General features: G+C 76.5%; 22 protein-coding genes. 13 read left to right on the top strand and 9 right to left on the bottom strand.

Annotated features, from left to right (window positions below):
• Positions 1–545 precede the first annotated feature (545 nt).
• Positions 546–2,075, bottom strand: a complete 1,530-nt coding sequence (locus EDD39_RS40970; RefSeq protein WP_123556944.1) for a hypothetical protein — start codon at positions 2,073–2,075, stop codon at positions 546–548.
• Between the two features lie 92 nt (positions 2,076–2,167).
• Positions 2,168–2,812 (bottom strand): tetratricopeptide repeat protein, encoded by a 645-nt coding sequence (locus tag EDD39_RS16820; RefSeq protein ID WP_148089463.1) that lies wholly within the window; start codon positions 2,810–2,812, stop codon positions 2,168–2,170.
• A 193-nt stretch (positions 2,813–3,005) separates the two neighbouring features.
• Between EDD39_RS16820 and EDD39_RS16815 the strand changes: the two genes are divergently transcribed.
• Positions 3,006–4,574 carry an alpha-amylase family glycosyl hydrolase gene (locus EDD39_RS16815; protein WP_123556940.1) on the top strand — a complete coding sequence of 523 codons (1,569 nt, stop codon included), beginning with the start codon at positions 3,006–3,008 and terminating at the stop codon, positions 4,572–4,574.
• A gap of 53 nt (positions 4,575–4,627) precedes the next feature.
• On the opposite strand, the gene EDD39_RS16810 is transcribed toward EDD39_RS16815, so the two are convergent.
• Entirely contained in the window at positions 4,628–5,605 is a 978-nt protein-coding gene (locus EDD39_RS16810; protein WP_123556938.1) for an ArsR/SmtB family transcription factor, read from the bottom strand.
• An 85-nt stretch (positions 5,606–5,690) separates the two neighbouring features.
• Between EDD39_RS16810 and EDD39_RS16805 the strand changes: the two genes are divergently transcribed.
• From EDD39_RS16805 to EDD39_RS16795, 3 genes are all read left to right on the top strand, one after another.
• Positions 5,691–7,049, top strand: a complete 1,359-nt coding sequence (locus tag EDD39_RS16805; RefSeq protein ID WP_148089462.1) for an MFS transporter — start codon at positions 5,691–5,693, stop codon at positions 7,047–7,049.
• 38 nt (positions 7,050–7,087) lie between these two features.
• Positions 7,088–8,011 (top strand): hydroxymethylbilane synthase, encoded by a 924-nt coding sequence (hemC, locus tag EDD39_RS16800; RefSeq protein WP_123556934.1) that lies wholly within the window; start codon positions 7,088–7,090, stop codon positions 8,009–8,011.
• A 75-nt stretch (positions 8,012–8,086) separates the two neighbouring features.
• The gene (locus tag EDD39_RS16795) at positions 8,087–8,833 is read left to right on the top strand and encodes an SDR family NAD(P)-dependent oxidoreductase (protein WP_123556932.1); all 747 of its coding nucleotides are present in this window, start codon (positions 8,087–8,089) and stop codon (positions 8,831–8,833) included.
• A gap of 35 nt (positions 8,834–8,868) precedes the next feature.
• Here EDD39_RS16795 and EDD39_RS16790 read toward each other — a convergent pair whose 3' ends face one another.
• Positions 8,869–9,687, bottom strand: a complete 819-nt coding sequence (locus tag EDD39_RS16790; RefSeq protein ID WP_244256758.1) for a UbiA family prenyltransferase — start codon at positions 9,685–9,687, stop codon at positions 8,869–8,871.
• Positions 9,688–9,857: 170 nt separating this feature from the next.
• Here EDD39_RS16790 and EDD39_RS16785 point away from each other — a divergent pair, with 170 nt between their 5' ends.
• From EDD39_RS16785 to EDD39_RS16775, 3 genes are read left to right on the top strand one after another with little or no spacing between them, the layout of a single operon-like run.
• Positions 9,858–10,913 carry a type III polyketide synthase gene (locus tag EDD39_RS16785; protein ID WP_123556930.1) on the top strand — a complete coding sequence of 352 codons (1,056 nt, stop codon included), beginning with the start codon at positions 9,858–9,860 and terminating at the stop codon, positions 10,911–10,913.
• Between the two features lie 6 nt (positions 10,914–10,919).
• Positions 10,920–11,438 carry an isoprenylcysteine carboxyl methyltransferase family protein gene (locus EDD39_RS16780; protein ID WP_123556928.1) on the top strand — a complete coding sequence of 173 codons (519 nt, stop codon included), beginning with the start codon at positions 10,920–10,922 and terminating at the stop codon, positions 11,436–11,438.
• A complete protein-coding gene (locus tag EDD39_RS16775) occupies positions 11,435–12,466 on the top strand; it encodes an NAD(P)/FAD-dependent oxidoreductase (protein WP_123556926.1) in 1,032 nt (343 codons plus the stop codon). The genes EDD39_RS16780 and EDD39_RS16775 overlap by 4 nt, the downstream gene beginning before the upstream one ends.
• Here EDD39_RS16775 and EDD39_RS16770 read toward each other — a convergent pair.
• On the bottom strand, positions 12,447–13,778 hold the full coding sequence (locus EDD39_RS16770; RefSeq protein ID WP_244256757.1) for a cytochrome P450: 1,332 nt from the start codon (positions 13,776–13,778) through the stop codon (positions 12,447–12,449). The genes EDD39_RS16775 and EDD39_RS16770 overlap by 20 nt on opposite strands.
• A gap of 82 nt (positions 13,779–13,860) precedes the next feature.
• On the opposite strand from EDD39_RS16770, the gene EDD39_RS16765 reads away from it, so the two are divergent.
• The gene (locus tag EDD39_RS16765; RefSeq protein WP_123556924.1) at positions 13,861–14,109 is read left to right on the top strand and encodes a hypothetical protein; all 249 of its coding nucleotides are present in this window, start codon (positions 13,861–13,863) and stop codon (positions 14,107–14,109) included.
• Positions 14,110–14,276: 167 nt separating this feature from the next.
• Here the strand turns inward: EDD39_RS16765 and EDD39_RS16760 are convergent, their stop codons facing one another.
• Together EDD39_RS16760 and EDD39_RS16755 are read right to left on the bottom strand one after the other, a co-directional pair.
• Complete coding sequence (locus tag EDD39_RS16760) at positions 14,277–15,083, bottom strand: ABC transporter permease (RefSeq protein ID WP_123556922.1); 807 nt, start codon at positions 15,081–15,083, stop codon at positions 14,277–14,279.
• Complete coding sequence (locus tag EDD39_RS16755) at positions 15,080–16,150, bottom strand: ATP-binding cassette domain-containing protein (RefSeq protein ID WP_123556920.1); 1,071 nt, start codon at positions 16,148–16,150, stop codon at positions 15,080–15,082. The genes EDD39_RS16760 and EDD39_RS16755 overlap by 4 nt, the downstream gene beginning before the upstream one ends.
• 214 nt (positions 16,151–16,364) lie before the next feature.
• Here EDD39_RS16755 and EDD39_RS16750 point away from each other — a divergent pair, with 214 nt between their 5' ends.
• The 5 genes from EDD39_RS16750 to EDD39_RS16730 all read left to right on the top strand — a co-directional run bounded on the left by EDD39_RS16750 (position 16,365) and on the right by EDD39_RS16730 (position 21,810).
• Complete coding sequence (locus tag EDD39_RS16750; RefSeq protein WP_162870047.1) at positions 16,365–17,273, top strand: COG4315 family predicted lipoprotein; 909 nt, start codon at positions 16,365–16,367, stop codon at positions 17,271–17,273.
• Position 17,274: 1 nt separating this feature from the next.
• Positions 17,275–17,832, top strand: coding sequence for a DUF6529 family protein (locus tag EDD39_RS16745; RefSeq protein ID WP_232794976.1), 558 nt, complete (start codon positions 17,275–17,277; stop codon positions 17,830–17,832).
• A 136-nt stretch (positions 17,833–17,968) separates the two neighbouring features.
• Positions 17,969–19,420 carry a catalase gene (locus EDD39_RS16740; RefSeq protein ID WP_123556915.1) on the top strand — a complete coding sequence of 484 codons (1,452 nt, stop codon included), beginning with the start codon at positions 17,969–17,971 and terminating at the stop codon, positions 19,418–19,420.
• 137 nt (positions 19,421–19,557) lie between these two features.
• Positions 19,558–20,577: a phosphotransferase family protein gene (locus EDD39_RS16735; protein WP_123556913.1), complete on the top strand. Its 1,020-nt coding sequence runs from the start codon at positions 19,558–19,560 to the stop codon at positions 20,575–20,577.
• Between the two features lie 3 nt (positions 20,578–20,580).
• The gene (locus EDD39_RS16730; protein WP_123556911.1) at positions 20,581–21,810 is read left to right on the top strand and encodes an acyl-CoA dehydrogenase family protein; all 1,230 of its coding nucleotides are present in this window, start codon (positions 20,581–20,583) and stop codon (positions 21,808–21,810) included.
• 60 nt (positions 21,811–21,870) lie between these two features.
• Here the strand turns inward: EDD39_RS16730 and EDD39_RS16725 are convergent, their stop codons facing one another.
• Both EDD39_RS16725 and EDD39_RS16720 read right to left on the bottom strand, forming a co-directional pair.
• Positions 21,871–22,827, bottom strand: coding sequence for an NADPH:quinone oxidoreductase family protein (locus EDD39_RS16725; protein WP_123556909.1), 957 nt, complete (start codon positions 22,825–22,827; stop codon positions 21,871–21,873).
• A complete protein-coding gene (locus EDD39_RS16720; protein ID WP_162870193.1) occupies positions 22,824–23,600 on the bottom strand; it encodes an SDR family oxidoreductase in 777 nt (258 codons plus the stop codon). The genes EDD39_RS16725 and EDD39_RS16720 overlap by 4 nt, the downstream gene beginning before the upstream one ends.
• Positions 23,601–23,629 lie beyond the last annotated feature (29 nt).

Here is a 23,629-nt window from a genome sequence, read left to right as displayed (position 1 = left end):
CCGCTGGGGCAGGGCGCCGCTCCCGTCGGCCAGTTGGACCTGCGGCAGCACCTCCGTCCGCAGCCAGGAGGGGAGCTCGGGCAGCTTCGCGGGCAGCGCGGTCTCCAGCGGGTCGGATTCCAGCGCGTCCGCGACCACCGCCGCGGCCGGCTCGCCGTACCGCTGCGCCACCTCCGCCGTCAGCGCCTGGGCCCCCTGCTGGGCGGCCACCAGCCGCAGCGCGTGCTCCGCCGCGGTCCGCTCGCGGCCGGCCTTGCCGACCGCCGCCGGCACCAGCAGCAGCGCACCCGCCACCCCGTGCCGGGCGAACCACGAACGCGCCACCTGACGAACGGACTTGAGCCGCAGCAGGGCGTCCGCCATCACTCCCGCCGCGACCGCGCCGCGCACCGGCAGCAGCACCGGCGCGACCTGGGCCGGCCGGGCCACTGCCGCACCGAGCACCAGCCGCAGCGCGGCCGGGCCGAACCTGGCCAGTACCGGCGCCAACTGCTCGCCGCAGGAGGCCAGTTCGCGCGGGTCCCAGGACTCCAGGTACGGCGCCATCAGCTCCGCCGGGGCGATGGCCAGCAGCCGGCAGCACTGGCTGGTCCAGCCGTTCTCCTCGGAGTTGCGCACCTTCTCCGCCCAGCCGATGTTCGCCGAGTAGTCCCAGGAGCGGTAGAGGGTGGCCGCGAACGCCGCCGACTCACCCTCCTCCCAGAGCAGTTGGACCTCCTGGCCGACCGCCTGGACGGCCAGCACCCGCGGCTTGCGGACGGCCCGCCGACGCGTCCACGGCGGGTCGACCAGCAGCGCGGGCAGCCGCTCCGGCGCCGCCTCGGGCAGCGGATCCCGCGCCCCTCCAGGCCCCGCACGTACGCCGCGCTCTCCTCGTCCAGGGTTGGCAGGATTTCCGGCAGCCGCGAACGCAGCACCGCCACGTGCCCGTTGAGCAGGTGCCGGACCGCCGCCGCGGCGGGGGCGGGGCCACCGCGCCGCGCCGCCGCCGACAGGACCCGCACCGCCCGCACCGGGAAGCGCCGTACCGTCTCCAGCAGTACCGGCCGGACGGCCCGCGAGGCGATCCGATCGACCAACTCGCCCATCGCCGCGTCGGTCGGGAACTCCGCCACGTACTCGGCGTACTCGCGCACCCGGTCGCCCTCGCTCCCGTAGTGCCCCAGCACCTCCGCCACCAGCGGCACCGCGGCCGGCCCCACCCCGTCGGCGAGAGTGGCCACCAACTGGGGCGTCCAGTAAAGCCACACCCCGCGCGTCGCCGCGTCCCACCGCCGCGCCTGCCCGGCGCTGCCGAGCGCGGGCAGCAGCAGCGCGCGCAGCAGGCGGGTCACCGCGGCCGTGTGCCCCGACAGCTCGGCCAGGCACTCGTCCACCCACTCCGTCCGCTCCGGCAGCAGGAACGAGGTGGCCGCCCGGCGCACCGGCGTGTCCCGCAGCTCCGCCAACTCCGCCACCACGGCGGCGTGCTCGGGCTCCGGCGCGGCGGCCAGCGCCCGGCGGGCGGCCGCCAGCACCCGGAGGTCGAAGCCCGGGTCGGGAGCGTACGGGGAGTCCAGGTCGCGGACGGTCACCCTGGCCCGCTGCCCGTGGGGCGCCTGCAGGTGGGAGGTGTCCACCTCCAGGGAGACCAGGGCGGCCCGCACCGCGAGGCCCAGGCCGAAGCGCACCGTCCAGCCCGCGAACGACCGCTCGGCCCAGTCGGGATCGTGCCAGTCCCGGACCATCGCGGTGACCACCGCCAGCCCCACCGGGTCCGGCGTCCCGGCCCGGTACGCCCGGACGGCGGCCACCACCCCGGGGTCGGACCCCGGGGCGGTCAGCACCTGCTCGATCGCCCGGTGCGGCCGGGTCATGTGGAGGTCCTCCGCCTCGGCCACCGCCGCCGCGTCCACCACCGGCCACCACTCGGGCAGCGACACCGGCACCCCGCCCCGGCGGCGCGGCAGCACGTGCTCGCGCCACGCCTCGGGCAGCACGAACGCGTCCTCGTCCGGGAACCCGGCCGAAGATGCGGGCCCTCCGGCCTCCCGGAACCCCGCCGAACCGCCCTCCACCAGCTCCCAGCGCCGCACTCGCCCCTCCAACACGCCGACCGGACGACCACGAACGGCCGACCACCTGGCGGCACCCTAGCGAGCGGTGCGGACACCCCGGCCCGGGAGGGTCAGAGCATCCGCTGCGCGGTCGCGGCCTTCGCCAGCAGGGCCTCGGCCTCGGCGGTGCGGCCCTGGGCGGTGAGCAGGCGGGCCCGGTACTCCATGGCGTAGGCGTCGCCCAGTTCCTCGGCGCGGCGGAAGGCGTGCACGGCCCGGTCGAGGTCGCCGTCATCGCGGAAAGCGACGCCGAGGGCGGTGACCGGGAACGCCTCGTCCTGGGCGAGGATGCCGGGCGCCCAGCGGTCCACCGTGGCCGTGTCGCCGCGTTCCAGGCCCTGCTTGACCAGGCCCAGCATGGCGTCGGCGTCACCGAGGGCGGCGACCTGCTCCCAGATCACCTGGGCCCGATGGGGATCGCCGGCGGCCGAGTGGTACATGCCCAGGTTGTACCCGGCCATGGTGTTCCCGGCCGCCCAGGAGCGTTCCCACCAGTGCAGCGCGGCGGCCGGCTCGCCGTTCGAGTGGAACACCGCCCCCAGGTTGCTCATCGCGATGTCGTCCCCGGCCTCGGCGGCGGCCAGCATCTCGACCAGTTCGCCGTCCGGCGGCCGGCAGGACGCCCCTTCCACCAGCCGCGCCTCCACCACCTCCTGCTGCTCGCGTTCCCGCTGTTCGCGACGCTTCCCGCGCGACCACCACCGACCCACCGCCACCACTCCCGCCTGCGCCCGAACTCCGTGACCCGGCGATGATGCCACCCCGCCCCGGACGTCCACGCACCGGACGCCCACGCACCGGGCACCCGGGCACCGGGCCGGTTGGTTCCCCGGGGGCGGGGCGGGGCATGGCTTGGGGGAACACCGGTGTGCGGTGCGGGACGGTTGACGGTTCGGGACGAGAGGGGCAGTGGTGGGTACGGAGTGGGCGCGGGGTGCGGTGCTGTACCAGATCTACCCGCAGAGTTTCGCGGACGGGAACGGGGACGGCGTCGGCGACTTCGCGGGGCTGACGGAGCGGCTGGAGTACCTGCGCTGGCTGGGGGTGGACGCGGTGTGGCTGAACCCGTGCTTCGCCTCCCCGTTCGGCGACGCGGGCTACGACGTGGCGGACTTCCTGACCACCGCGCCCCGCTACGGGACGCCGGAGGACCTGGCGAAGTTCACCGAGGAGGCCCGCCGCGGCGGCATCCGGGTGCTGCTGGACCTGGTCGCGGGCCACACCTCGGACCGGCACCCGTGGTTCGTCCGCTCGGCCGCCGACCCGGACGACCACCGCTACGTGTGGGCGGACCGCCCGGCGCCCGGGTACGTGGCCTCGCCGGGCAGCCGCCCGGGCTGGTACAAGCCGAACTTCTTCGACTTCCAGCCCGCGCTGAACTTCGGCCACGCCCGCACCGACCCGGCCGAGCCGTGGCGGCAGCCGGTGGACGCCGAGGGCCCGCGGGCCAACCGGGCGGCGCTGCGCGAGATCATGGCGCACTGGTTCGCGCTGGGCGTCTCCGGCTTCCGGGTGGACATGGCGTCCTCGCTGGTCAAGGACGACCCCGGGTTCGTGGAGACCGGGAGGCTGTGGCGGGAGACCCGGGCCTGGATGGACTCCGAGCACCCCGACAACGTGATCCTCGCCGAGTGGGGCGACCCGGCCCGCTCGGTGCCGATGGGCTTCCACGGCGACTTCTTCCTCCAGTTCGGCGGCCCCACCGAGGGAGCCGCGCTGCGCTCGCTGTGGGACAACGGCACGGGCACCGTGCACGAGGAGTGGCCCGAGCAGCCCTGCTACTTCGACCCGGAGGGCCGCGGCTCGATGCGGCCGTTCCTCGCCGAGTGGGAGCGCGCCGCGAAGGCGATGGACGGCCGGGGCTTCGCCTCCCTGCCCACCACCAACCACGACTTCTCCCGGCTGGCCTGCGGCCCGCGCACCCGCGAGCAGCTGGCGGCGGCGTTCGCCTTCCAGCTGACCTGGCCGACCGTCCCGACGATCTACTACGGCGACGAGATCGGCATGCGCTTCGTACCGGGCCTGCCGGACACCGAGGGCAGCGTGCTGGGCCCGCGCTACAACCGGGCCGGTTCGCGCACGCCGATGCAGTGGGACGCGACCGCGGACGCCGGGTTCTCCTCCGCCGCCGCCGACCGCTTCTACCTGCCGCTGGACCCCTCCCCCGACCGCCCCGACGTGGCCTCCCAGCGCGCCGACGAGTCCTCGCTGCTGCACCGGGTACGGGAGTTGATCGCGCTGCGCCGCGCGCACCCCGGCCTGGGCCCGGACGGGCCGGTCGAACTGCTGCACACCGGCTACCCGTTGGCGTACCTGCGGGGCGAGCGCTACCTGGTGGTGGTCAACCCGCGCCGGACGCCTGCCTGCCTGCCGGTGGAACGGGACCTGCCGGGGCGCCTGCTGCACGGGCGGGGCGTGTCGCTGACGCACTCGGTGCTGCGCGCGGAGGGCTTCTCGTACGGCGTCTTCACCCGCTGAGGCCGCCGAGCGCGTGCGGTCGCCGCCCGGCCCCCTTCGGCCGCCGCCTCCGATCAGCCCGACCCGCCCGCGCCGCACAGCAGTTCGGCCGCGGCCGTGCGCAGGTAGAGCACGGTGCGGCCGGTGCGGTGGCGGGCGGCGAGGCCCGCGTCGTGCAGCGCGGACAGGTGGTGCGAGACGGTGGGCGCGGACAGGCCGGTGCGGGCGGCGAGTTCGGTGGTGCTCGCGGGCGCGTCGAGTTCGGCGAGCAGCCTGGCCCTGGCCCGGCCGAGCACCCGGGCCAGGCCGTCGGGGGCGGGCGCGGCGGACTCCCAGAGCGTGGCGACGCCGCGCGGCGGGTAGACCAGGCCGGGCTGCCAGGGCGGGTTGAGCTGGGAGAACACCCCGGGCCAGGCGAACACGGTGGGCACCAGGACGAGTCCGCGCGCGCCGTCCAGCCGCCGGTGCTCCTCCAGGTGCCGGTGGCCGATCCGCAGCAGGTCGCGCTCCCAGCCGACCGAGGGGTGCAGGTCGGCGAACAGCCCGGCCGGGCCGGAGGCCGCCAACTGCCGGGCCCGACGCAGGATCTCGCCCTCGGCGAGCCGTTCGATCCGTCCCCAGTGCGGGGCGATCGCGGCCTGCCAGTAGGCCCGCGCCTCGGCCACCAGCCGGCGCGTCCCGGCCGCCGGGTCCGCGTACAACTCGGCTACCAGCAGCGGGAGTTCGCCGCTGATCCGGTCCAGGTCGCGGCGCACGGCGGCCGGGTCGAGCGCGGTCAGCTCGGCCAGCTGGTCGGCCAGTGCCGGGCTGCTGTCGGCGGGCACCGGGGTGAGGAAGTCCGGCACGTAGACCGTCGGCAGCCGCACCAGCTGGGAGAGCAACTCCCACTGCACGCCCACGAGTTCGCGTCGGGCCCGGCGCACCCAGGGCAGGTGGACGGCCCGCCGCCCCGGGTCCTTGAGCACCTCGACGCTGGTGGTCAGCTCGCACAGCGGCGAGCGCGCGAACCTGGTGCGGGCCAGGTCCTGCGCGGAGAACTCCCAGGTCAGCACCGCTCCCCCTCGTCGTCGCGGCCGGCGGGATTCGAGCAGGATCGAATCCGTGGGCGGCCCCGATCATCGCAGGCAGCCTCGGACCATGACCAGCGCACCCCCCGCCCCGCAGCACCCACAGCACCCACAGCGTCCGCACCGCCCGCACCGCCCGCTCGGGGACCGCCTCGGGTTGCCCGCCGAGGCCGGCCGCCACCGCCCGCTGATCGGCGCCCACCTGATCGACAGCCTCGGCACCGGCCTGGTGCTCGCCTTCACCCTGGTGTTCTTCACCCGCACCACCGACCTCCCGCTCACCACCGTCGGCGCGGCCGTCTCCGCCGCCCGGCTGCTCGCCCTGCCCGCCGCGCCCGCCGTCGGCCCGCTGATCGACCGCTACGGCGCCCGGAAGGTCGCCGCCTGGGCCAACGCGCTCTCCGCGCTCGCCCACGCCGCCTTCCTGCTCGCCGACCGCGGCTGGCTGATCGTGCTGGTCTGCCTGCTCGCCCAGGCCGGCCAGGCCGGGTACTGGACCGCCAGCACCGGCCTGGTCGTGCTGGCCGCCCCGGACGGCGGGCGCACCCGCTGGTTCGCCCTGGTGCAGACGCTGCGCAACGCCGGCCTCGGCCTGGGCGGCGCGGCCGGCGCGCTGCTGGTCGGCGACGGCGGGGCGGGCGGCCTGCGGCTGCTGGTCGCCCTGAACGCGGCGTCCTACCTGGTGGCGGCGCTGCTGCTGGCCCGCTGGCGGCCCGCGCCAGTGCCCGCGCAGCCCGCACCAACCGCGGCCGTGCCCGCGCAGCCCGTACCAGCCGCGGCCGTGCCCGAGCGCGGCGGCTACCGGGCGGTGCTGGCCGACCGCCGCTACCTGCTGATGGTGCTGGTGAACCTGTCCTTCGTGCTGGCCTCGATGGTGCTGAGCGTGCTGCTGGCCGTGCACGTGACGGCCGCCCTGCACCTGGGTGCCCCGCTGGCCGGCGCGCTGCTGGTGCTCAACGGCGTGCAGGTGGTGCTCACCCAGAACCCGGTCTCCCGGCTGCTGGAGGGCCACCGCGCGACCCGGACGGCCGCCGCCGGCGCGGTGCTGAACGCGGCGGCGTTCGCGCTGTTCGCCGTGCTGCCCGGCGACGGCCCGCGCCGGCTGGTGCTGCCCGGGCTGGTCGCGGCCATGCTGGTGTACAACCTGGCGGAGACCGTCGCCACGCCCGGGCGCGAGGAGTTGAGCGTGGCGCTCGCCCACCCGGCCCTGCGCGGCCGGTACCTGGCGGTCAACCAGCTCTCCTGGAACCTCGGCCAGGCGCTCTGCCCCGGCCTGCTGACCCTGCTGTTCGCCCACGGCCCGTCCTGGCCCTGGCTGTTCCTGCTCGCCACCTCGCTGGCCGCCGTCCCCGGCCTGCTCCGGCTCGAACGCCCGGGCCCCGCGGTTCCCGACATTCGGTCGGAAACCGGACCGCCCGCACGGCGCTAACATTCCGTCAGCACGAGCTGTTCGAAGGGGAGTTGACGATGGTCGAACTGGTGGTGGGGTCACGCGCCAGCCAACTGGCCCGGGCCCAGGTCAAGGAGTTCCTCGCCCCGCTGCGCGCCCGGTTCCCGGACGTCGCCTTCCGCCACCGGGTGATCCTGGAGGACGGCGACCTCGACCGGAAGTCCGACCTGCGCGAGGTCTCCGAACGCGGCGGCGGTGCCGCGTTCGCCGGCCGGCAGGCCGCCGCCCTGCTCGACCGCGAGGTCGACGTGGTCGTCCACTCCCTCAAGGACCTCCCCACCGCCGACCCCGACGGCCTGCTGCTGCTCCCCTCCCCGCCCCGCGCCGACGTCCGCGACGCCCTCTGCGGGGCCGCCCTCGCCGACCTCCCCACCGGCGCCCGGGTCGGCACCTCCGCCGCCCGCCGGATCGCCCAACTCCTGTACGCCCGGCCCGACCTGGCGCCCGAGCGGATCCGCGGCAACGTCCCCACCCGGCTCACCCGGCTGCGCACCCTGGACGCGGTCGTCCTCGCCGCCGCCGGCCTGCACCGCCTCGGCCGCGCCGGGGAGGTCGCCGAGTACCTCCCGCTCGACCGCTTCCCGCCCAGCCCCGGCCAGGGCGCCCTCGGCATCCAGGTCCGCGCCGACGACGCCGGGGCCCGCGAACTCCTCGCCGGCACCGGCGACCCCGTCACCGACGCCGAGGTCCGGGCCGAACGCGCCATGCTCGCCGAACTCCACGGCGGCTGCTCCGTCCCGATCGGCGCCCACGCCACCACCGCCGACGGCATCCTCACCCTGCACGGCCAGCTCACCACCCCCCGCGGCACCCGGCAGATCGAGGCCCGGCTCTCCGGCACCTCCGCCGAACCCGAGAAGCTCGGCCGCGCCGTGGCCGCCCTGCTGCTCGACCAGGACGCCGAAACCCTGCTCCGCGCCCCGCAGTTCCAGCCCCGCTGACCGCCCCTCCGGGGCCGGAACGCACCGGCCGATAGCCGCCAGCGCCGGGCCCGCGCCCGGGCGAAGCTCGACGTCATGAACAGCAACCGAATCGAAGGACGCGTGGCCCTGGTGACCGGCGGCAGCCGGGGCATCGGCGCGGCCGTCGCACTGCGGCTCGCCGAGCAGGGCGCCGACGTCGCCCTGACCTACCGCCAGAACGCCGAACAGACCCGGCAGGTGGCCCGGAAGATCGAAGGGATGGGCCGCCGGGCGCTGGCGGTCCCGGCGGACGGCGCGGACGAGGAGGCGCTGACCGGCGCGGTGGAGCGCACGGTCGGCACCCTCGGCCGGCTGGACGTCCTGGTCAACAACGCGGCGCTCTTCCCGTCCGGGCCGCTGGCGGACGTCGACACCGCGGAGCTGGACCGCGTCCTGGCCGTCAACGTCCGGGCCCCGTTCGTCCTGGCCCGGGCCGCCGCGGCGCACCTGCCGGAGGGCGGGCGGATCATCGGCATCGGCAGCAACATCGCCGACCGCGTCCCGTTCCCGGGCCTCGCCCTGTACGCGATGACCAAGACCGCGATGGTCGGCCTCACCAAGGGCCTGGCCCGCGAGCTGGGCCCGCGCGGCATCACCGTCAACCTGGTCCACCCCGGCCCGACCGACACCGACGCCAACCCCGCCGACGGCCCGAACGCCCCCGCGATCAGCGGGATCACGGCACTCGGCCGGTACGCCGACCCGGCCGAGATCGCCGCCGTCGTCGCCCACCTGGCCGGCCCCGAGGCCGGCTACGTCACGGGCGCGGTGATCGCCGCGGACGGCGGCTTCTCCGCCTGACCGGTGCCCGCCCCGCGCCGCCGTCGCCCTCCGGGCTACAGCCCCGGCCCCCGGCCGAACAGCAGGACGGCCAGGGCGACCGCCGCGGCGGCGATCACCGCCAGGAAGGGCGCGCGGCTGCGCGGCGGGGCGAGCAGGACGGTGAGGGCGGGCGGGGCGGTGACCGCGAGGGTGGGCCAGCCGGGGGCGAGGAGCAGCGCGGCGGCGGTCGCGGCGAGGACGGCGGCGGTGGCCGAGACGCGGCGGCCGAGGCGCTGCGGGAGGCCCCGGACGCCCGCAGCGCGGTCCGCGGCCAGGTCGGGCAGGACGTTGGCGAAGTGCGCGGAGACCCCGAGCAGCGCGCCCGCGCCGAGCACCGCGGGGGCGGGCCAGCGCCCGCCGGGCGGGGCGAGCGTCACGAACGCGGGCAGCAGCGCGAACGCCACCGCGTACGGCAGCCAGGACCAGGCGGTGGCCTTGAGCCGCAGGTTGTAGGCCCAGCCGGCGGCCACCGCCACCAGGTGCGCGGTCGCCGCGGCGGGCCCGCAGGCGGCGGAGAGCAGCACGCAGCAGACCACCGCCCACCGGGTGGCCCCGGCGACCCGCCCCGCCGACACCTCCCGCCCGGCGAGCGGCTTGTCGGTGCGCCCGGCGTCCGCGTCCCGCCCCCGGTCGACCAGGTCGTTGCTCCAGCCGATCGAGAGCTGCCCGGCGGCGACCGCACCGGTGGTCAGCGCCGTACCGAGGACGCCGCGCCCGGCCGCGAGGGCCATCGCCGCGCTCAGCGCGGTCACGGCGGCGGCCGGGGCTGGATGGCAGGCGCGCAACAGGACCCCGGTCCGGGCCACCCTGCTCGTCGCCGTCGTGCTGCTCACACCGGCCAGGCTAGGCGGTGGACGCCGGTTCTCCTCCGAAGCCACGGACGAATCTCCAAGTTCCTTGCACACCAAGGCAATTGACGATTCCTGACCCGTCGTCACCACCCGGGACGCGCCCGGAAGGGCGAATTGCCGGTTTCGGGTGGAGTGTTCCCTATCCTGGGTCGGTGACGCGGATCGCGGCTGTGCACGGGGTGCTTCCGGCCCACCGCTACGGGCAGCGGGAGTTGGCCGGGGCGGTGGCCGCGCTGCGCCCGGACGGTGGGGAGGTGCGGGCGCTCGCGGAGCGGTTCTTCGCGGGGGCGGGGGTGGAGTTCCGGCACCTGGCGTTCCCGCTGGAGCGGTACCCGGAGCTGGCGGGTTTCGGCCGGGCCAACGACGCCTGGCTGGCGGCCGCGGCCGAACTGGCCGAGCGGGCGGCCGGCGCGGCCCTGGACGAGGCACAACTCCCTTCCTTCCAGGTCGACTTCGTCGTCTCGACCACGGTCACGGGCATCGCCGTCCCGTCCCTGGAGGCCCGGCTGGCGCCCCGGTTGGGGCTGCGGGCGGACGTGCGGCGGCTGCCGCTGTTCGGCCTGGGGTGCGCGGGCGGGGCGGCGGGGATGGCGGCGGTGGACGGGCTGCTGGCGGGGCGGCCGGACGGGGTGGCGCTGCTGCTGGCGACCGAGCTGTGCTCGTTGACGTTGCAGCGGGCCGACGTCTCGGCGGCGAACCTGCTGGCCACGGCCCTGTTCGGGGACGGCGCGGGCGCGCTGGTCGCGGTCGGGGACGGCGTCGACTGCGCAGGCCCGGAGGTGGTGGCGACCCGCAGCCGGCTGTACCCGGGCACCGAGCGGCTGCTCGGCTGGGAGGTCGGCGACGACGGCTTCCGGATCCTGCTGGGGGCCGAACTCCCGGAGCTGGTGCGGCTGTTCGTGGGCGAGGAGGTGTCGTCCTTCCTGGCCGCGCACGACCTCAAGCCGGGGGACGTGACGGCCTGGGTCTGCCACCCGGGCGGCCCCCGGGTGCTGGACGCGCTGGAGCAGGAACTCGGCCTGCCGGAGGCCGCGCTGGCCCCGAGCCGGGCCTCGCTGGCGCGCTGCGGCAACCTCTCCTCGGCCTCGGTGCTGCACATCCTGCGGGACGTGCTGCAGGCCGACCCCCCGCCGCCGCCCGGCTCGTACGGGCTGGTGCTGGCCCTCGGGCCCGGTTTCGCCTCCGAACTCGTCCTCCTGCGCTGGTAGTTGCCGATGACCGCCTACACCGTCCTGATCGCGCTGGTCGCCGTGGAGCGGCTGGCCGAGCTGCTGGTCGCCCGCCGCAACGCCGCCTGGAGCCTGGCCCGGGGCGGCGTCGAGTACGGGCGCGGGCACTACCCGGCGATGGTCGCGCTGCACACCGCGCTGCTGGCCGGCTGCCTGCTCGAAGTCCACTTCGCGGCAAGGCCGTTCGTGCCCGCGCTGGGCTGGCCGATGCTGGTGCTGGCGCTGGGCGCGCAGGGGCTGCGCTGGTGGTGCATCCGGACGCTGGGGCCGCGCTGGAACACCCGGGTGATCGTGGTACCGGGCCTGCCGCTGGTGGCGGGCGGCCCGTACCGGTGGCTGCGGCACCCGAACTACCTGGCGGTGGTGGTGGAGGGCTTCGCGCTGCCGCTGGTGCACACCGCCTGGGCGACCGCGCTCTGCTTCACGCTGCTGGACGCCTGGCTGCTGGCCACCCGGCTGCGCTGCGAGGACGCCGCGCTGGCCCGCTGCCGGGCGGCCGCGTGATCGACCTGCTGGTGGTCGGCGGCGGCCCGGCGGGGCTGGCCACCGCGATCCACGCCGCCCGCGCGGGCCTGTCCGCGACCGTGCTGGAGCCGCGGGCGACGCCGATCGACAAGGCGTGCGGCGAGGGCCTGATGCCGGGCGCGGTGCGGGCCCTGGAGCGGCTGGGCGTCGAGGTCGAGGGCCGCCCGTTCGCGGGCATCCGCTACCTGTCCGCGGACGGCGCCCGCACCGCCGAGGCCCGCTTCCGCACCGGCCCCGGCCTGGGCGTGCGCCGCACCGCCCTGCACGCCGCGCTCGCCGCCCGCGCCGACCACCTCGGCGTCCACCGCCTCGCGCTCCGGGCCGACGGCCTGCGGTTCGGCCGACACGCAGTCAGCGTCGGAGAGTTGACCGCCCGCCACCTGGTCGCGGCGGACGGCCTGCACTCCCCCGTCCGCCGCGCCCTCGGCCTGCACCGCCCCGCCCCCGGGCGGCTCCCGGCCCGGTACGGGCAGCGGCGGCACTTCGCGGTCCGGCCGTGGAGCGACCTGGTCGAGGTGTACTGGTCGCGGCACGCGGAGGCGTACGTGACGCCGGTCGCGGACGGGACGGTCGGGGTGGCCGTGCTGGGCAGCGAGCGGATCCCGTTCGACCGCCAACTCGCCGCCTTCCCCGCCCTGTTGGCGCGGCTCGGCGACGCTCCCCCGGCCGGCCCGGTGCGCGGCGCGGGCCCGCTGCGGCAGCGGGCCGCGGCCAGGGTGCACGGCCGGGTGCTGCTGGTCGGCGACGCGGCCGGCTACCTGGACGCCCTCACCGGCGAGGGCGTCGCGCTGGCCCTGGCCTCCGCCGAGGCCGCCGTCCGCTGCCTGGCCGCCGGCCGCCCCGCCTCCTACGAGCGGGCCTGGCACCGCGCCACCCGCCCCTACCGCCTGCTCACCGCCGCCCTGCTGGCCGCCCGCCACCACCCCCGGCTCGGCCCGCGGATCGTCCCGCTGGCCGCCGCCCTCCCCCCGGCCTTCGGCGCCGCCGTCAACCTGCTGGCCCGCTGACCCGCTCGGACAGCAGCATCGGCTGCGGCCCGGGCGACAGCACCAGCCGGGGCACCGGCCGCACCGGGCCCGCCCCCGCGGGGCGCAGCCGCCACCGGCCCGCGACGGTGGCCAGCGCCAGCGCCGCCTCGGTCAGTCCGAACCGGTCGCCCAGGCAGCGCGTCGCCCCGGAGCCGAACGGCAGGTACGCGCCCCGGGGCGGCTCGCCCGCGAACCGGTCCGGGTCGAACCGCTCCGGGTCCGGGAAGAGCTCGGGCCGGCGCTGCAGCAGGTACAGGCAGCAGACCACCAGGGCCCCGGCGGGCAGCCGGACCCCGGCGAGTTCGGTGGGCCGGGTGGTGGTGCGGCTGATCGCCCAGGCGGGCGGGTAGAGCCGCAGGGTCTCACTGATCACCCGTGCGGTGTACGGGAGTTGCGGGAGGTCCTGCCAGCGGGCCGGCGCCCCGGCCGGTCCGGCGTCGACCTCGGCGTGCAACGCCCGTTCCACGTCCGGGTGTTCGGCCACCAGCCGGAGCGACCAGGCCAGCGCGGAGGAGGTGGTCTCGGCCCCGGCCAGCACCAGGGTGGCGACCTGGTCGGCGAGTTCGCGCTCCCCGAGCGGCCGGCCGTCCTCGTCGCGGGCGGCCAGCAGCAGCGAGAGCACGTCGCCGCGGTCGATCCCGCGGGCCCGGTAGTCGGCGATGATCGCCGCCACCCCGGCGTGCCAGGTGGCCAGCGCCCGCCGGTAGGTGCGCCGCGCCGGGGTGGGCAGCAGGTCGGCCGCGGGCAGCACCACCCGCCGGTAGATCCCGCGCAGCAGCACGTCCAGCGCCCCGCGCAGGGCCTCCGCGGCCCTCGGCTCCAGCCCGGCCGAGAACAGGGTGCGCACGGCCACCGCGGTGGTGAGCCGGAACGCCTCGTGGGTGACGTCGACGACCTGCCCGGCCCGCCACCCCGCGGTGAGCGCCGCGGCCTCGTCCGTCATCGCCGCCGCGTAGTGCGGCAGCAGCGCGTGCTGGAAGGCGGGCTGCACGATCCGGCGCAGCCTGCGGTGGTCGGCGCGCGGGCAGGAGGCCAGCCCGTTGCCGAGGAACGCCCGGATCTTCGCGTACAGCGGCCCCGTCCGGTCGTACCCCGCCCGGTCGGCCAGCACCTGCTGCACCAGTTCCGGGGCGCTGACCACGTACATCTCGCGCGGTCCGACCCGCACCCGGACCGGGTCGCCGCAGCCGGGCAGCGTGTCGAGGAAGGCCAGCGGCCGCGAGAGCAGCGCGGGCAGGTGCCCCAGCAGCGGCACCCCGCCGGGGGCGGTGACGGGTCGGTCGGTGCGCACGGACGACCACGATACGTGGCGGCGCGGGCACGGAGGGGGACATCGACGGGACGTTGCGCGCCGGGCGCGGGACACTGGAGTCATGAGCGAGTCCGGAGACATATTCCACCCGCCGGTCGTGGTCCGCCCGCCGACCCGCGGGGAGCGGCCGTACCGGCGGGTGGAGATCTACGGGCGGACGGTGGGGCGGGCGACCGGCCCGGCGGACGTGGTGGAGCTGATCCGGCACGCGGGCGTCGCCGAGCCGGACCTGGACGACCCGGACCTGGTGGCGTGGCGGGGCGGCGACCGCACGGTGTGGGCGCACGCGCAGGAGCAGGCGGAGGGCTGAGGGTCTAGTGCCGCGTCAGACAACCTTCGCCCGTCGCGGCGCCCGGCACGCCCTCTCGCCGCACCGGCCGAAAACCCAAGTACATCCAGTACGAGGGCTTCCGGCCGGCACGCCGAGAGCACGCACCGGACGCCGCTCCTTCACGGCAAAGGCTGCCTGACGCGGCACTAGACGGCGCGGCGGTAGAGCCAGACGCCGAGCGGGGCGAACGCGGCGATGATGCCGGCGTCCCAGGCCAGGGCCTGCCAGACCTGGGTGCCGACCGGGCCGCCGATCATCAGGGCGCGGACGGCTCCGGCGGTGATGGTGACGGGCTGGTGGTTGGCGAAGACCTGGAGCCAGCCGGGCATGGTCGCGGTCGGGACGAACGCCGAGGAGGCGAAGACCAGCGGCGCGAGGACGGGGAAGGCGGCGGCGGTCGCGGTCTCCGGGTCGCCGACGGCCAGGCCGACCACGGCGAAGACCCAGGACATGGCGAGCCCGAAGGCCAGCACCAGCAGCGCGCCGCCGAGGAACGCCCAGACGCCGTTGTGGATCCGGAAGCCGACCAGGAAGCCGACGCCGGTCATCAGCGCGACCACGAACACGTTCCGGGCCAGGTCGGCGGTGGTCCGCCCGGAGAGCACCGCGGAGCGGGCCATCGGCAGCGAGCGGAAGCGCTCCATCAGCCCGGTCTGCAGGTCGCCGGCCAGGCCGATCGCGGTGTTGACCGCGCCGAACGTGACGACCTGCACGAACACGCCGGGCATCAGGTAGTCGACGTACGAGACGCCGTGCAGGACCGCGCCGACCACCCCGCCGAAGACGTAGCGGAACATCAGCACGAAGACGATCGGCTGCACGGTGGAGAAGATCAGCAGCCGCGGCACCCGGCGCAGCGCGATCAGGTTGCGCCCGGCGACGGCCAGCCCGTCCCGGACCGGGGCGAGCAGGCGGTCGGCGAGCGGCGGGTGCAGGGGGACGGCGACGGTCATGACGACGGGCCTCCTCCGGCGGACGGCGGGGCGGGCCGCTCGGCAGGGGGTGCCTCGGCAGCGGGCGTTTCGGCGGCGGTCGACGCAGCGGCGGCGGGCCCGGCGGGCGGCGGGGCGGTGCGGTGGCCGGTGAGGGCGAGGTAGACGTCGTCGAGGCTGGACTCGCGGACGGCGATGGTGCGCGGGGCGAGCCGTTCCGCCTCGAGCGCGTGCAGGACGTCCATCAGCAGCAGCGAGCCGTCGGCGCTGGGCAGGCGCAGCACCGCGCCGTCGCGTTCGGGGGCGTGCCGGAGGCGGTCGGCGAGCAGGGCGGCGGCGCGGGTGGCGCGCGGGTCCTCGCCCATGCCGAGTTCGAGGACGGTGGTGCCGAGGCGGGCCTTGAGGGCGTGCGGGCTGTCGTCGGCGACCACCCGTCCCTCGGCGAGGACGGCGACCCGCTGGGCGAGCCGGTCGGCCTCCTCCAGGTACTGGGTGGTGAGCAGCACGGTGGTTCCCTCGGCGACGAGTTCGCGGATCAGTTCCCACAGCGCGGTGCGGCTCTGCGGGTCGAGGCCGGTGGTGGGTTCGTCGAGGAACAGCACGGGCGGTTCGGGGACGAGCGCGGCGGCGACGTCGAGCCGGCGGCGCATGCCGCCGGAGTAGGTGCGCACGGGCCGGTCGGCGGCCGCCGTCAGGTCGAAGCGGGCCAGCAGGTCGGCGGCGCGCGGGTCGCGGCGGCGGCGGGGCAGTTGGGTGAGCCGGCCGATCAGCCGGAGGTTCTCCCGGGCGGTCAGGTTGGGGTCGACGGCGGCGTACTGCCCGGCGAGCCCGATCAGCCGGCGGACGGCGGCGGGGTGCGCGACCACGTCGGTGCCGAGCACCTCGGCGCGGCCCGCGGTGGGCCGGATGATCGTGGTGAGGATCCGGATGGCGGTGGTCTTGCCCGCGCCGTTCGGGCCGAGCAGGCCGAACACGGTGCCGGGCGGGACGGTGAAGTCGACGCCGTCCAGGGCGACGAGGTCCTTGAAGCGCTTGCCGAGCCCCTGGACCCGGATCGCGCTGCCGGTTCCGGCCGGCTGGGTGGTCATGGGGCGCCCCCTCGGGCGAGTGGTACCACTCCAGTGTCCGCCCGCCGGGGCGGGGGGCGAAGCGGGCGCGGGCCGGGCCCGGGGGCGGCGCGCGGGTGGGCCTTCCGGGGCAACGGGGTCCCCCCTGGTGCGGAGCGGCCCGGCTCTGGAGTGGCCGGGCGCCGGGCGGCGGGGGTGGATGGTCTCCAGTGCCGCGCCGTCCCCTGGAGCCCCGATGCCCCGCACCCGCCGTGCTGCCGCCGCCCCGCCGTCCCGCACCCGCCGAACCGCCGCCGCCCTGGCGGCGCTGTCGCTGTCCGCGCTCTCGGCCGCGGGCTGCGCGTCGTCGCCGGACCTGGACGCCCCGCCCGCCGCCGAGTCCTCGGCCGCCGCCGTCCCGGTCGTCGACTCCGGCCCGCCGGTGTCGGCGTTCGCCAGCACGGCGGGCGCCCGCGTCTCGCTGGCCAGCGCGGGCAGCCTGGGCCCGATCCTGGTGGACGCGCAGGGCCGCACCCTGTACCTGTACGGCGCGGACACCACGGTGCACGCGAGCTGCCTGGACGAGTGCGCGAAGTCCTGGCCGCCGGTGACCACTCCGGGCTTCCCGCTGGCCGGCCCGGGCGTGGACGACGGGCTGCTGGGCGCGGCGGCGCTGCCGGACGGGACCGCGCAGGTGCTGTACAAGGGCCACCCGCTGTACCGCTACACCGGCGACCACGGGCCGGGCGAGACCGCCGGGCACACCGTGGCGGGCCCCGGCGGCACCTTCTACGCGGTCACCTCGCTGGGCGACCCGGTCGGCGTCGACATCGCCACGCTGCGCGGCGCGGGCGGCGCGGTGCCGAGCCCGGGCGCCGGCGCGAGCGCGAGCGCGGGTGCCAGTGCCGGCGCCCAGCCGGGCGCGGCGGCGAGCGCGAGCGCGGCCCCGGCCGCCCCGGGCGATCCGGGCGCCCAGGCCCAAGCCCAGGCACCGGCGCAGACCCCCGCCGCCCAGGCCCCCGCCCAAGCCCCCGCGCAGGCCCCGGCCGTCCAGCCCCCCGTCCAGCCCCCCGCCGACGGCGCGGACGCGGGCGCGGCAGCGGGAACGGACGGCAGCGGCGGTGGCGGTGCCCCGGCCGGCGACGACGGTTCGCAGGAGGGCTGAGGTGGCGGGTCGTCACCGTCCGGACCGGGGTGGGTCGGCCGTGCTGCCGGTGCTGGCGCTGGTCGCGCCGCTGGCGGTCTCGCTGGGGTTGCTGTGGTTCGGGCGGGCGCACGTACCGGATCCGGGGCGGAGCCTGTTCGGGGCGTCCGGCGAGGACGCGCTGCGGTTGAAGTCGTGGCTGGGCACGGCGCTGCTCGGGCTGGCGCTGGTGCAGGTGCTGCTGGCGCTGGGGATGTACCGGCGGGGCCCGGCGGCGCGTCCGGTCCGGCGGGCGCACCGGGTGGGCGGCTGGCTGGCGTTCGCGCTGTCGCTGCCGATCGCCCAGCACTGCCTGCTGGCGTACGGGGTGCAGTTCACGGACGTCCGGGTGGGCGTGCACTCGGCGGCGGGGTGCTTCCTGTACGGGGCGTTCGCGGCGAAGGTGCTGCTGGTGCGGCGCGGCGGGCTGCCCGGGTGGGCGCTGCCGGTGGCAGGCGGGGCGCTGTTCTGCGCGGTGGGGGTGCTGTGGTGGGCGGCGGCGCTGTGGTTCCTGAACGGGTACTCCACGCCGTGGTTCTGAGGGCCCGGCGGGCGGGGCGCTGCGGTTGTGGGCGGGGCGGGCCGGTGTTCGAGTGGAGGGCAGTCGCGGTGGACGGCCCTCGCCGCCGCGCGGTCACGGCGCCCCGGTCGGGGGCGCCCGAGGAGGATTCCCCCCGATGTCGCAGCACGTTCCCTTCACCACGAACAACGCGGGTGTCCCGGTCGAGAGCGACGAGCACTCGCTGACGGCGGGCCCGGTCGGCCCGGTCCTGCTGCACGACCACTACCTGATCGAGAAGATGGCCCAGTTCAACCGGGAGCGGGTGCCGGAGCGGGTCGTGCACGCCAAGGGCAGCGGCGCGTACGGTTCCTTCGAAGTGACGCAGGACGTCAGCCGGTTCACCGTGGCGGACCTGTTCCAGCCGGGCAAGCGGTGCGAGATGCTGGCCCGGTTCTCCACCGTGGCGGGCGAGATGGGGTCGCCGGACACCTGGCGCGACCCGCGCGGCTTCGCGCTGAAGTTCTACACCGAGCAGGGCAACTACGACCTGGTCGGCAACAACACGCCGGTGTTCTTCGTCCGCGACCCGATCAAGTTCCAGGACTTCATCCGCTCGCAGAAGCGGCGTCCGGACAACGGGCTGCGCGACCACGACATGCAGTGGGACTTCTGGACGCTCTCCCCGGAGTCGGCGCACCAGGTGACCTGGCTGATGGGCGACCGGGGCATCCCGCGGACCTGGCGGCACATGGACGGCTTCTCCTCGCACACCTACCAGTGGGTGAACGCGGACGGGGAGCGGTTCTGGGTGAAGTACCGCTTCAAGACGGACCAGGGCATCGAGTTCCTCCCCCAGGCGGAGGCGGACCGGCTGGCGGGCGCGGACGGCGACTACCACCGGCGCGACCTGTTCGAGGCGATCGAGCGCGGCGAGCACCCGTCCTGGACGCTGCACGTGCAGGTGATGCCGTTCGACGAGGCGTGGGACTACCGGTTCAACCCGTTCGACCTGACGAAGGTGTGGCCGCACGGCGACTACCCGCTGATCGAGGTCGGCCGGTTCACCCTGAACCGCAACCCGGAGGACCACTTCGTCCACATCGAGCAGGCCGCGTTCGAGCCGTCCAACCTGGTGCCGGGCATCGGGGTGTCGCCGGACAAGATGCTGCTGGGGCGGATCTTCTCCTACCCGGACACCCACCGGTACCGGATCGGGCCGAACTACGCGCAGCTGCCGCCGAACCGGGCGCACGTGCCGGTGCACTCGTACGGCAAGGACGGGCCGATGCGGTTCGACTCGGCGCGCACCGCCCGGCCGTACGCGCCGAACTCGTACGGCGGGCCGGCCGCCGACCCGTCGCTGTGGGGCGGGGAGATCGGGTGGGAGGTGGCGGGGCGGATGGTGCGCGAGGCGTACCCGCTGCACCGGGAGGACGACGACTGGGGGCAGGCCGGGACGCTGGTGCGGGAGGTGCTGGACGACGCGGCGCGCGGCCGGCTGGTGGCGAACATCGCCGGGCACCTGCAGGACGGGGTCTCCGCGCCGGTGCTGGAGCGGGCCCTGCAGTACTGGCGCAACGTGGACCGGGACCTCGGCGACCGGGTCGCCGCCGCCGTGGCCCGCTGACGCGCCCCGCGCGCACCGCCCGTCCGGGACGCCGTTCCGGGCGGGCGGTGCGCTGCCGCTCGTTGACAAGCGCCGCCGCCGGGCCGATCCTAAGCAAGCGCTTAGTCAGTACGCTCCGACCCCTGCGAGGTGCCCCGATGACCACCGCTGCTCCGCCCGGCCTGGACCTGGAGAGGCTGCGCGCCCACCTGGACACCGCCCTGCCGGCGCCCGTCGCGGGGCCGCTCACCGCGCGGATGTTCGAGGGCGGCCGCTCCAACCTGACCTACCTGGTCGAGGACGGCGCCTCCCGCTGGGTGCTGCGCCGCCCGCCGCTCGGGCACGTGCTGGCCACCGCGCACGACATGGGCCGCGAGTACCGGGTGCTGGGCGCGCTGGCCGGGACGGCCGTGCCGGTGCCCCGGCCGGTGCTGCTGGTCGAGGACACCGCGGTGATCGGCGCGCCGTTCTACCTGATGGAGTACGTGCCGGGCACCGCGCACCGGGACGCCGGGGCGCTGGCCGCGCTCGGCGAGGAGCGGGTGCACGCGCTGGGGGTGCGTCTGGTGGAGACCCTGGTCGCCCTGCACGCACTGGACCCGGACGCGGTGGGCCTGGCCGGCTTCGGCCGCCCCGAGGGCTTCCTGGAGCGCCAACTGCGGCGCTGGGGCAAGCAGTTGGACGCCTCCCGGAGCCGCGAGGTACCGGGCGTGGACGAGCTCCACCGCCGCCTCGCCGACGCCCTGCCCGTCTCGCCCGCCGCCACCCTGGTGCACGGCGACTACCGGCTCGACAACGTCCTGGTGGACGACCGGGACCGGATCACCGCCGTCCTGGACTGGGAGATGTCCACCGTCGGCGACCCGCTCACCGACCTGGGCCTGCTGGTGATGTACACCGAACTGGCCTGCCGCTTCGACGGGTTGCTGCCCGGCGCGGCCCTCGCGCCCGGCTTCCCCGGCACCGCCGAACTGGTCCGCCGCTACGCGGACGCCTCCGGCCGGGACGTCTCCGGGCTCGGCTGGTACGTCGCCTTCGCCTCCTTCAAGCTGGCGGTCGTCCTGGAGGGCATCCACTACCGCTACACCCGGGGCGGCACCGTCGGCGCGGGCTTCGACCGGGTCGGTGAACTGGTGCCGCTGTTCGTGGAGTTCGGGCTCGAATCGCTGGAGGGCTGAGGAATGGACTTCGAGTACGACGCCAGGACGACCGAACTGCTCGGCGAACTCGGCGCCTTCATGGACGAGTTCGTCTACCCCGCCGAACCGGTGCTGGCCGCCCAGCTCGCCGACCCGGCCCGCGCGCCGTGGTCGGTTCCGCCGGTGGTCGGCGAGTTGCGGGCCGCCGCGAAGGCCCGCGGCCTGTGGAACCTGTTCTTCGTGGACAACCACGGCCTTCCGGGGGAGCCCGGGGCCGGGCTGACCAACCTGCAGTACGCGCCGCTGGCCGAACTCACCGGCCGTTCCGTCCTGTTGGCCCCGCCCGCGCTCAACTGCGCGGCCCCCGACACCGGCAACATGGAACTGCTCGCCCAGTTCGGCTCCCCCGAGCAGCGCGAGCGCTGGCTGCGGCCGCTGCTGGACGGCACGATCCGCTCCGCCTTCGCCATGACCGAGCCCGAGGTGGCCTCCTCCGACGCCACCAACATCACCACCCGGATCGAGCGCGACGGCGACGAGTACGTGGTCAACGGCCGCAAGTGGTACATCACCGGGGCGATGAACCCGGACTGCGGGGTCTTCATCGTGATGGGCAAGACCGACCCGGCCGCCGAGCCCCACCGCCAGCAGTCGATGGTCCTGGTCCCGCGCGACACCCCGGGCGTGCAGGTCCTGCGCGGCATGCGGGTGTTCGGCTACCCGGACGAGGACCACGGCGGCCACGCCGAGATCCTGTTCGAGGACGTCCGGGTCCCGGCCGCGAACCTGATCGGCGAGGAGGGCGGCGGCTTCGCCATCGCCCAGGCCCGGCTCGGGCCCGGCCGGATCCACCACTGCATGCGCGCCCTCGGCATCGCCGAGCGCGCCCTGGAACTGACCTGCCGCCGGGTCAACTCCCGGGTGGCGTTCGGCCGTCCGCTCGCCGACCAGGGCGTCGTCCAGGACTGGATCGCCGAGGCGCGGGTCCGGATCGAGCAGGCCCGGCTGCTGGTGCTGAAGACCGCCTGGCTGATGGACACGGTCGGCAACCGGGGCGCCCACACCGAGATCCAGGCGATCAAGATCGTCGTGCCGTCCGCCGTCGAGTGGATCCTCGACAAGGCCGTCCAGGCCCACGGCGCGGCCGGCGTCAGCCAGGACACCCCGCTGGCCCAGCTCTGGGCCGGCAACCGCACCCTGCGCCTGGCCGACGGGCCCGACGAGGTCCACAAGCGCTCGCTGGCCCGGCGCGAACTGCGCAAGCACCGCTGAGCGGGCGGGCCCGTCGGGGCCCGGCGTCCGTGCGCCGGGCCCCGACGGGCGGCGGGCCGGTCAGGGCAGCAGGGTGAGGCGGCCGGTGGTGGTGCCGGCGGCGAGGTCGTGGACGGCGGTGGCCGCGGACTCCAGCGGGAGGCGGGCGGAGACCAGCGGGCGCGGGGCGAGGGCGGTGAGCGCGGCGTGGCAGGCCCGGACGGCGGCCGGGTCGCGGGTGGTGTACAGGCCCCAGTGCAGGCCGAGCAGCGAGTAGTTCTTGACCAGGGCGTGGCCGAGCGGCGGGGCCGGGATCTGCCCGGAGGCGAAGCCGACCAGCACGATCCGGCCCTCGAAGGCCACGCACTTGGTGGAGCCGGTGAAGGCCGGGCCGCCGACCGGGTCGAAGACCACGTCGGCGCCGCGGCCGCCGGTGGCGGCCCGGACGGCGGCGGCGAAGTCCTCGGCGTGCCGGTCGACGACCAGGTCGGCGCCCAGGCCGGCCGCGACCCGGGCCTTCTCCGGGCCGCCGACCACCGCGATGACGAACGCCCCGGCGGCCTTGCCGAGTTGGACGGCGGCGCTGCCGACGCCGCCGGCCCCGGCGTGCACCAGCAGGGTCTCGCCGGGGGCCAGCCGGGCCCGGCGGTGCAGCGCGAACCAGGCGGTCTGGTAGGCGAGGTGGAACGCGGCGGCCTCGGCGTCGTCCAGGTGGCCGGGGGCGGGCAGTGCGCCGGCCGCGTCCATCAGGGCGTACTCGGCGAACGCCCCGGCGGGCAGTTCGGCGGTGCCGATCAGGCGTTCGCCGGTGCGCGGGCCCTCGGCGACCTCGCCGCAGAGTTCCACGCCGGGGGTGAACGGCAGCGGCGGGCGGACCTGGTACTGCCCGGCGGCCATCAGCGCGTCGGGGAAGTTGACGGCCGCGGCCCGGACCCGGACCAGGAGCTGTCCCGGTCCGGGGACCGGGCGGTCGGCGTCCTCGACCAGTTTCATCACGTCCAGCGGCGCGCCGAGTTCGGTGATCTGCCAGGCTCTCATCGGGTCTCCTGGGCGGTGGGGAGGGTCTCGATCTGCTGCTGGAGCCGGTTCATTCCGTGCAGCCAGCGGTCGGGGGTGGTGGCGCGGGCCGCGTACTGCCCGGCGGTCTCGGGGTGCGGGAGGATCAGGAACTCGTCCGCGGCCATGCCGCGCAGGGCCGCGGCGGCGGCGTCGGCGGGGTCGATCGCGGTGGGCGCGAGCAGCACCTGCCCGTGCGGGCCGGTGCCGTCCAGCATCCGGGTGCGCACGCCCTGCGGGCACAGCGCGTGCACCCGCAGGCCGCGGTGCCGGTACGTCGCGGCGAGCCACTCGGCGTAGGCCAGCGCGCCGTGCTTGGTGACGCTGTACGGGGCGGAGCCGAGCATGGTGAGCAGTCCGGCGGCGGAGACGGTGGCCAGGAAGCGGCCGGTGCCGCGCTCCAGCCAGTCGGGCAGCAGCAGGCGGGTGGCCCGGACGTGGCCGAGCACGTTGACCTGCCAGGCCAGTTCCCACGCCTCGGGGGTGGCGTCGGGGCCGCCGGTGGTGGCGACGCCCGCGTTGGCGCAGTACAGGTCGATCGCGCCGAGCCGGGCCCGGGCGGCGTCGACCAGGGCGGCGACGCCGTCCTCGCTCGCGGCGTCGCCGGCGGCGGCGTGCCCGCCGATCTCGGCGGCCACCGCGCGGGCCGCGCCGGCGTCGAGGTCGTTGACCACCACCCGGGCGCCGGCCGCGGCCAGGGCCCGGGCGAGGGCGGCGCCGATGCCGCGCCCGGCGCCGGTGACGACGGCCCCGATCCCGGCGAACTGCCGCTCGACGTCGGGGA

Origin of the sequence: Kitasatospora cineracea (assembly GCF_003751605.1) — a bacterium.
GTDB lineage: Bacteria > Actinomycetota > Actinomycetes > Streptomycetales > Streptomycetaceae > Kitasatospora > Kitasatospora cineracea.
This window is presented reverse-complemented; position numbering and strand designations above follow the sequence as displayed.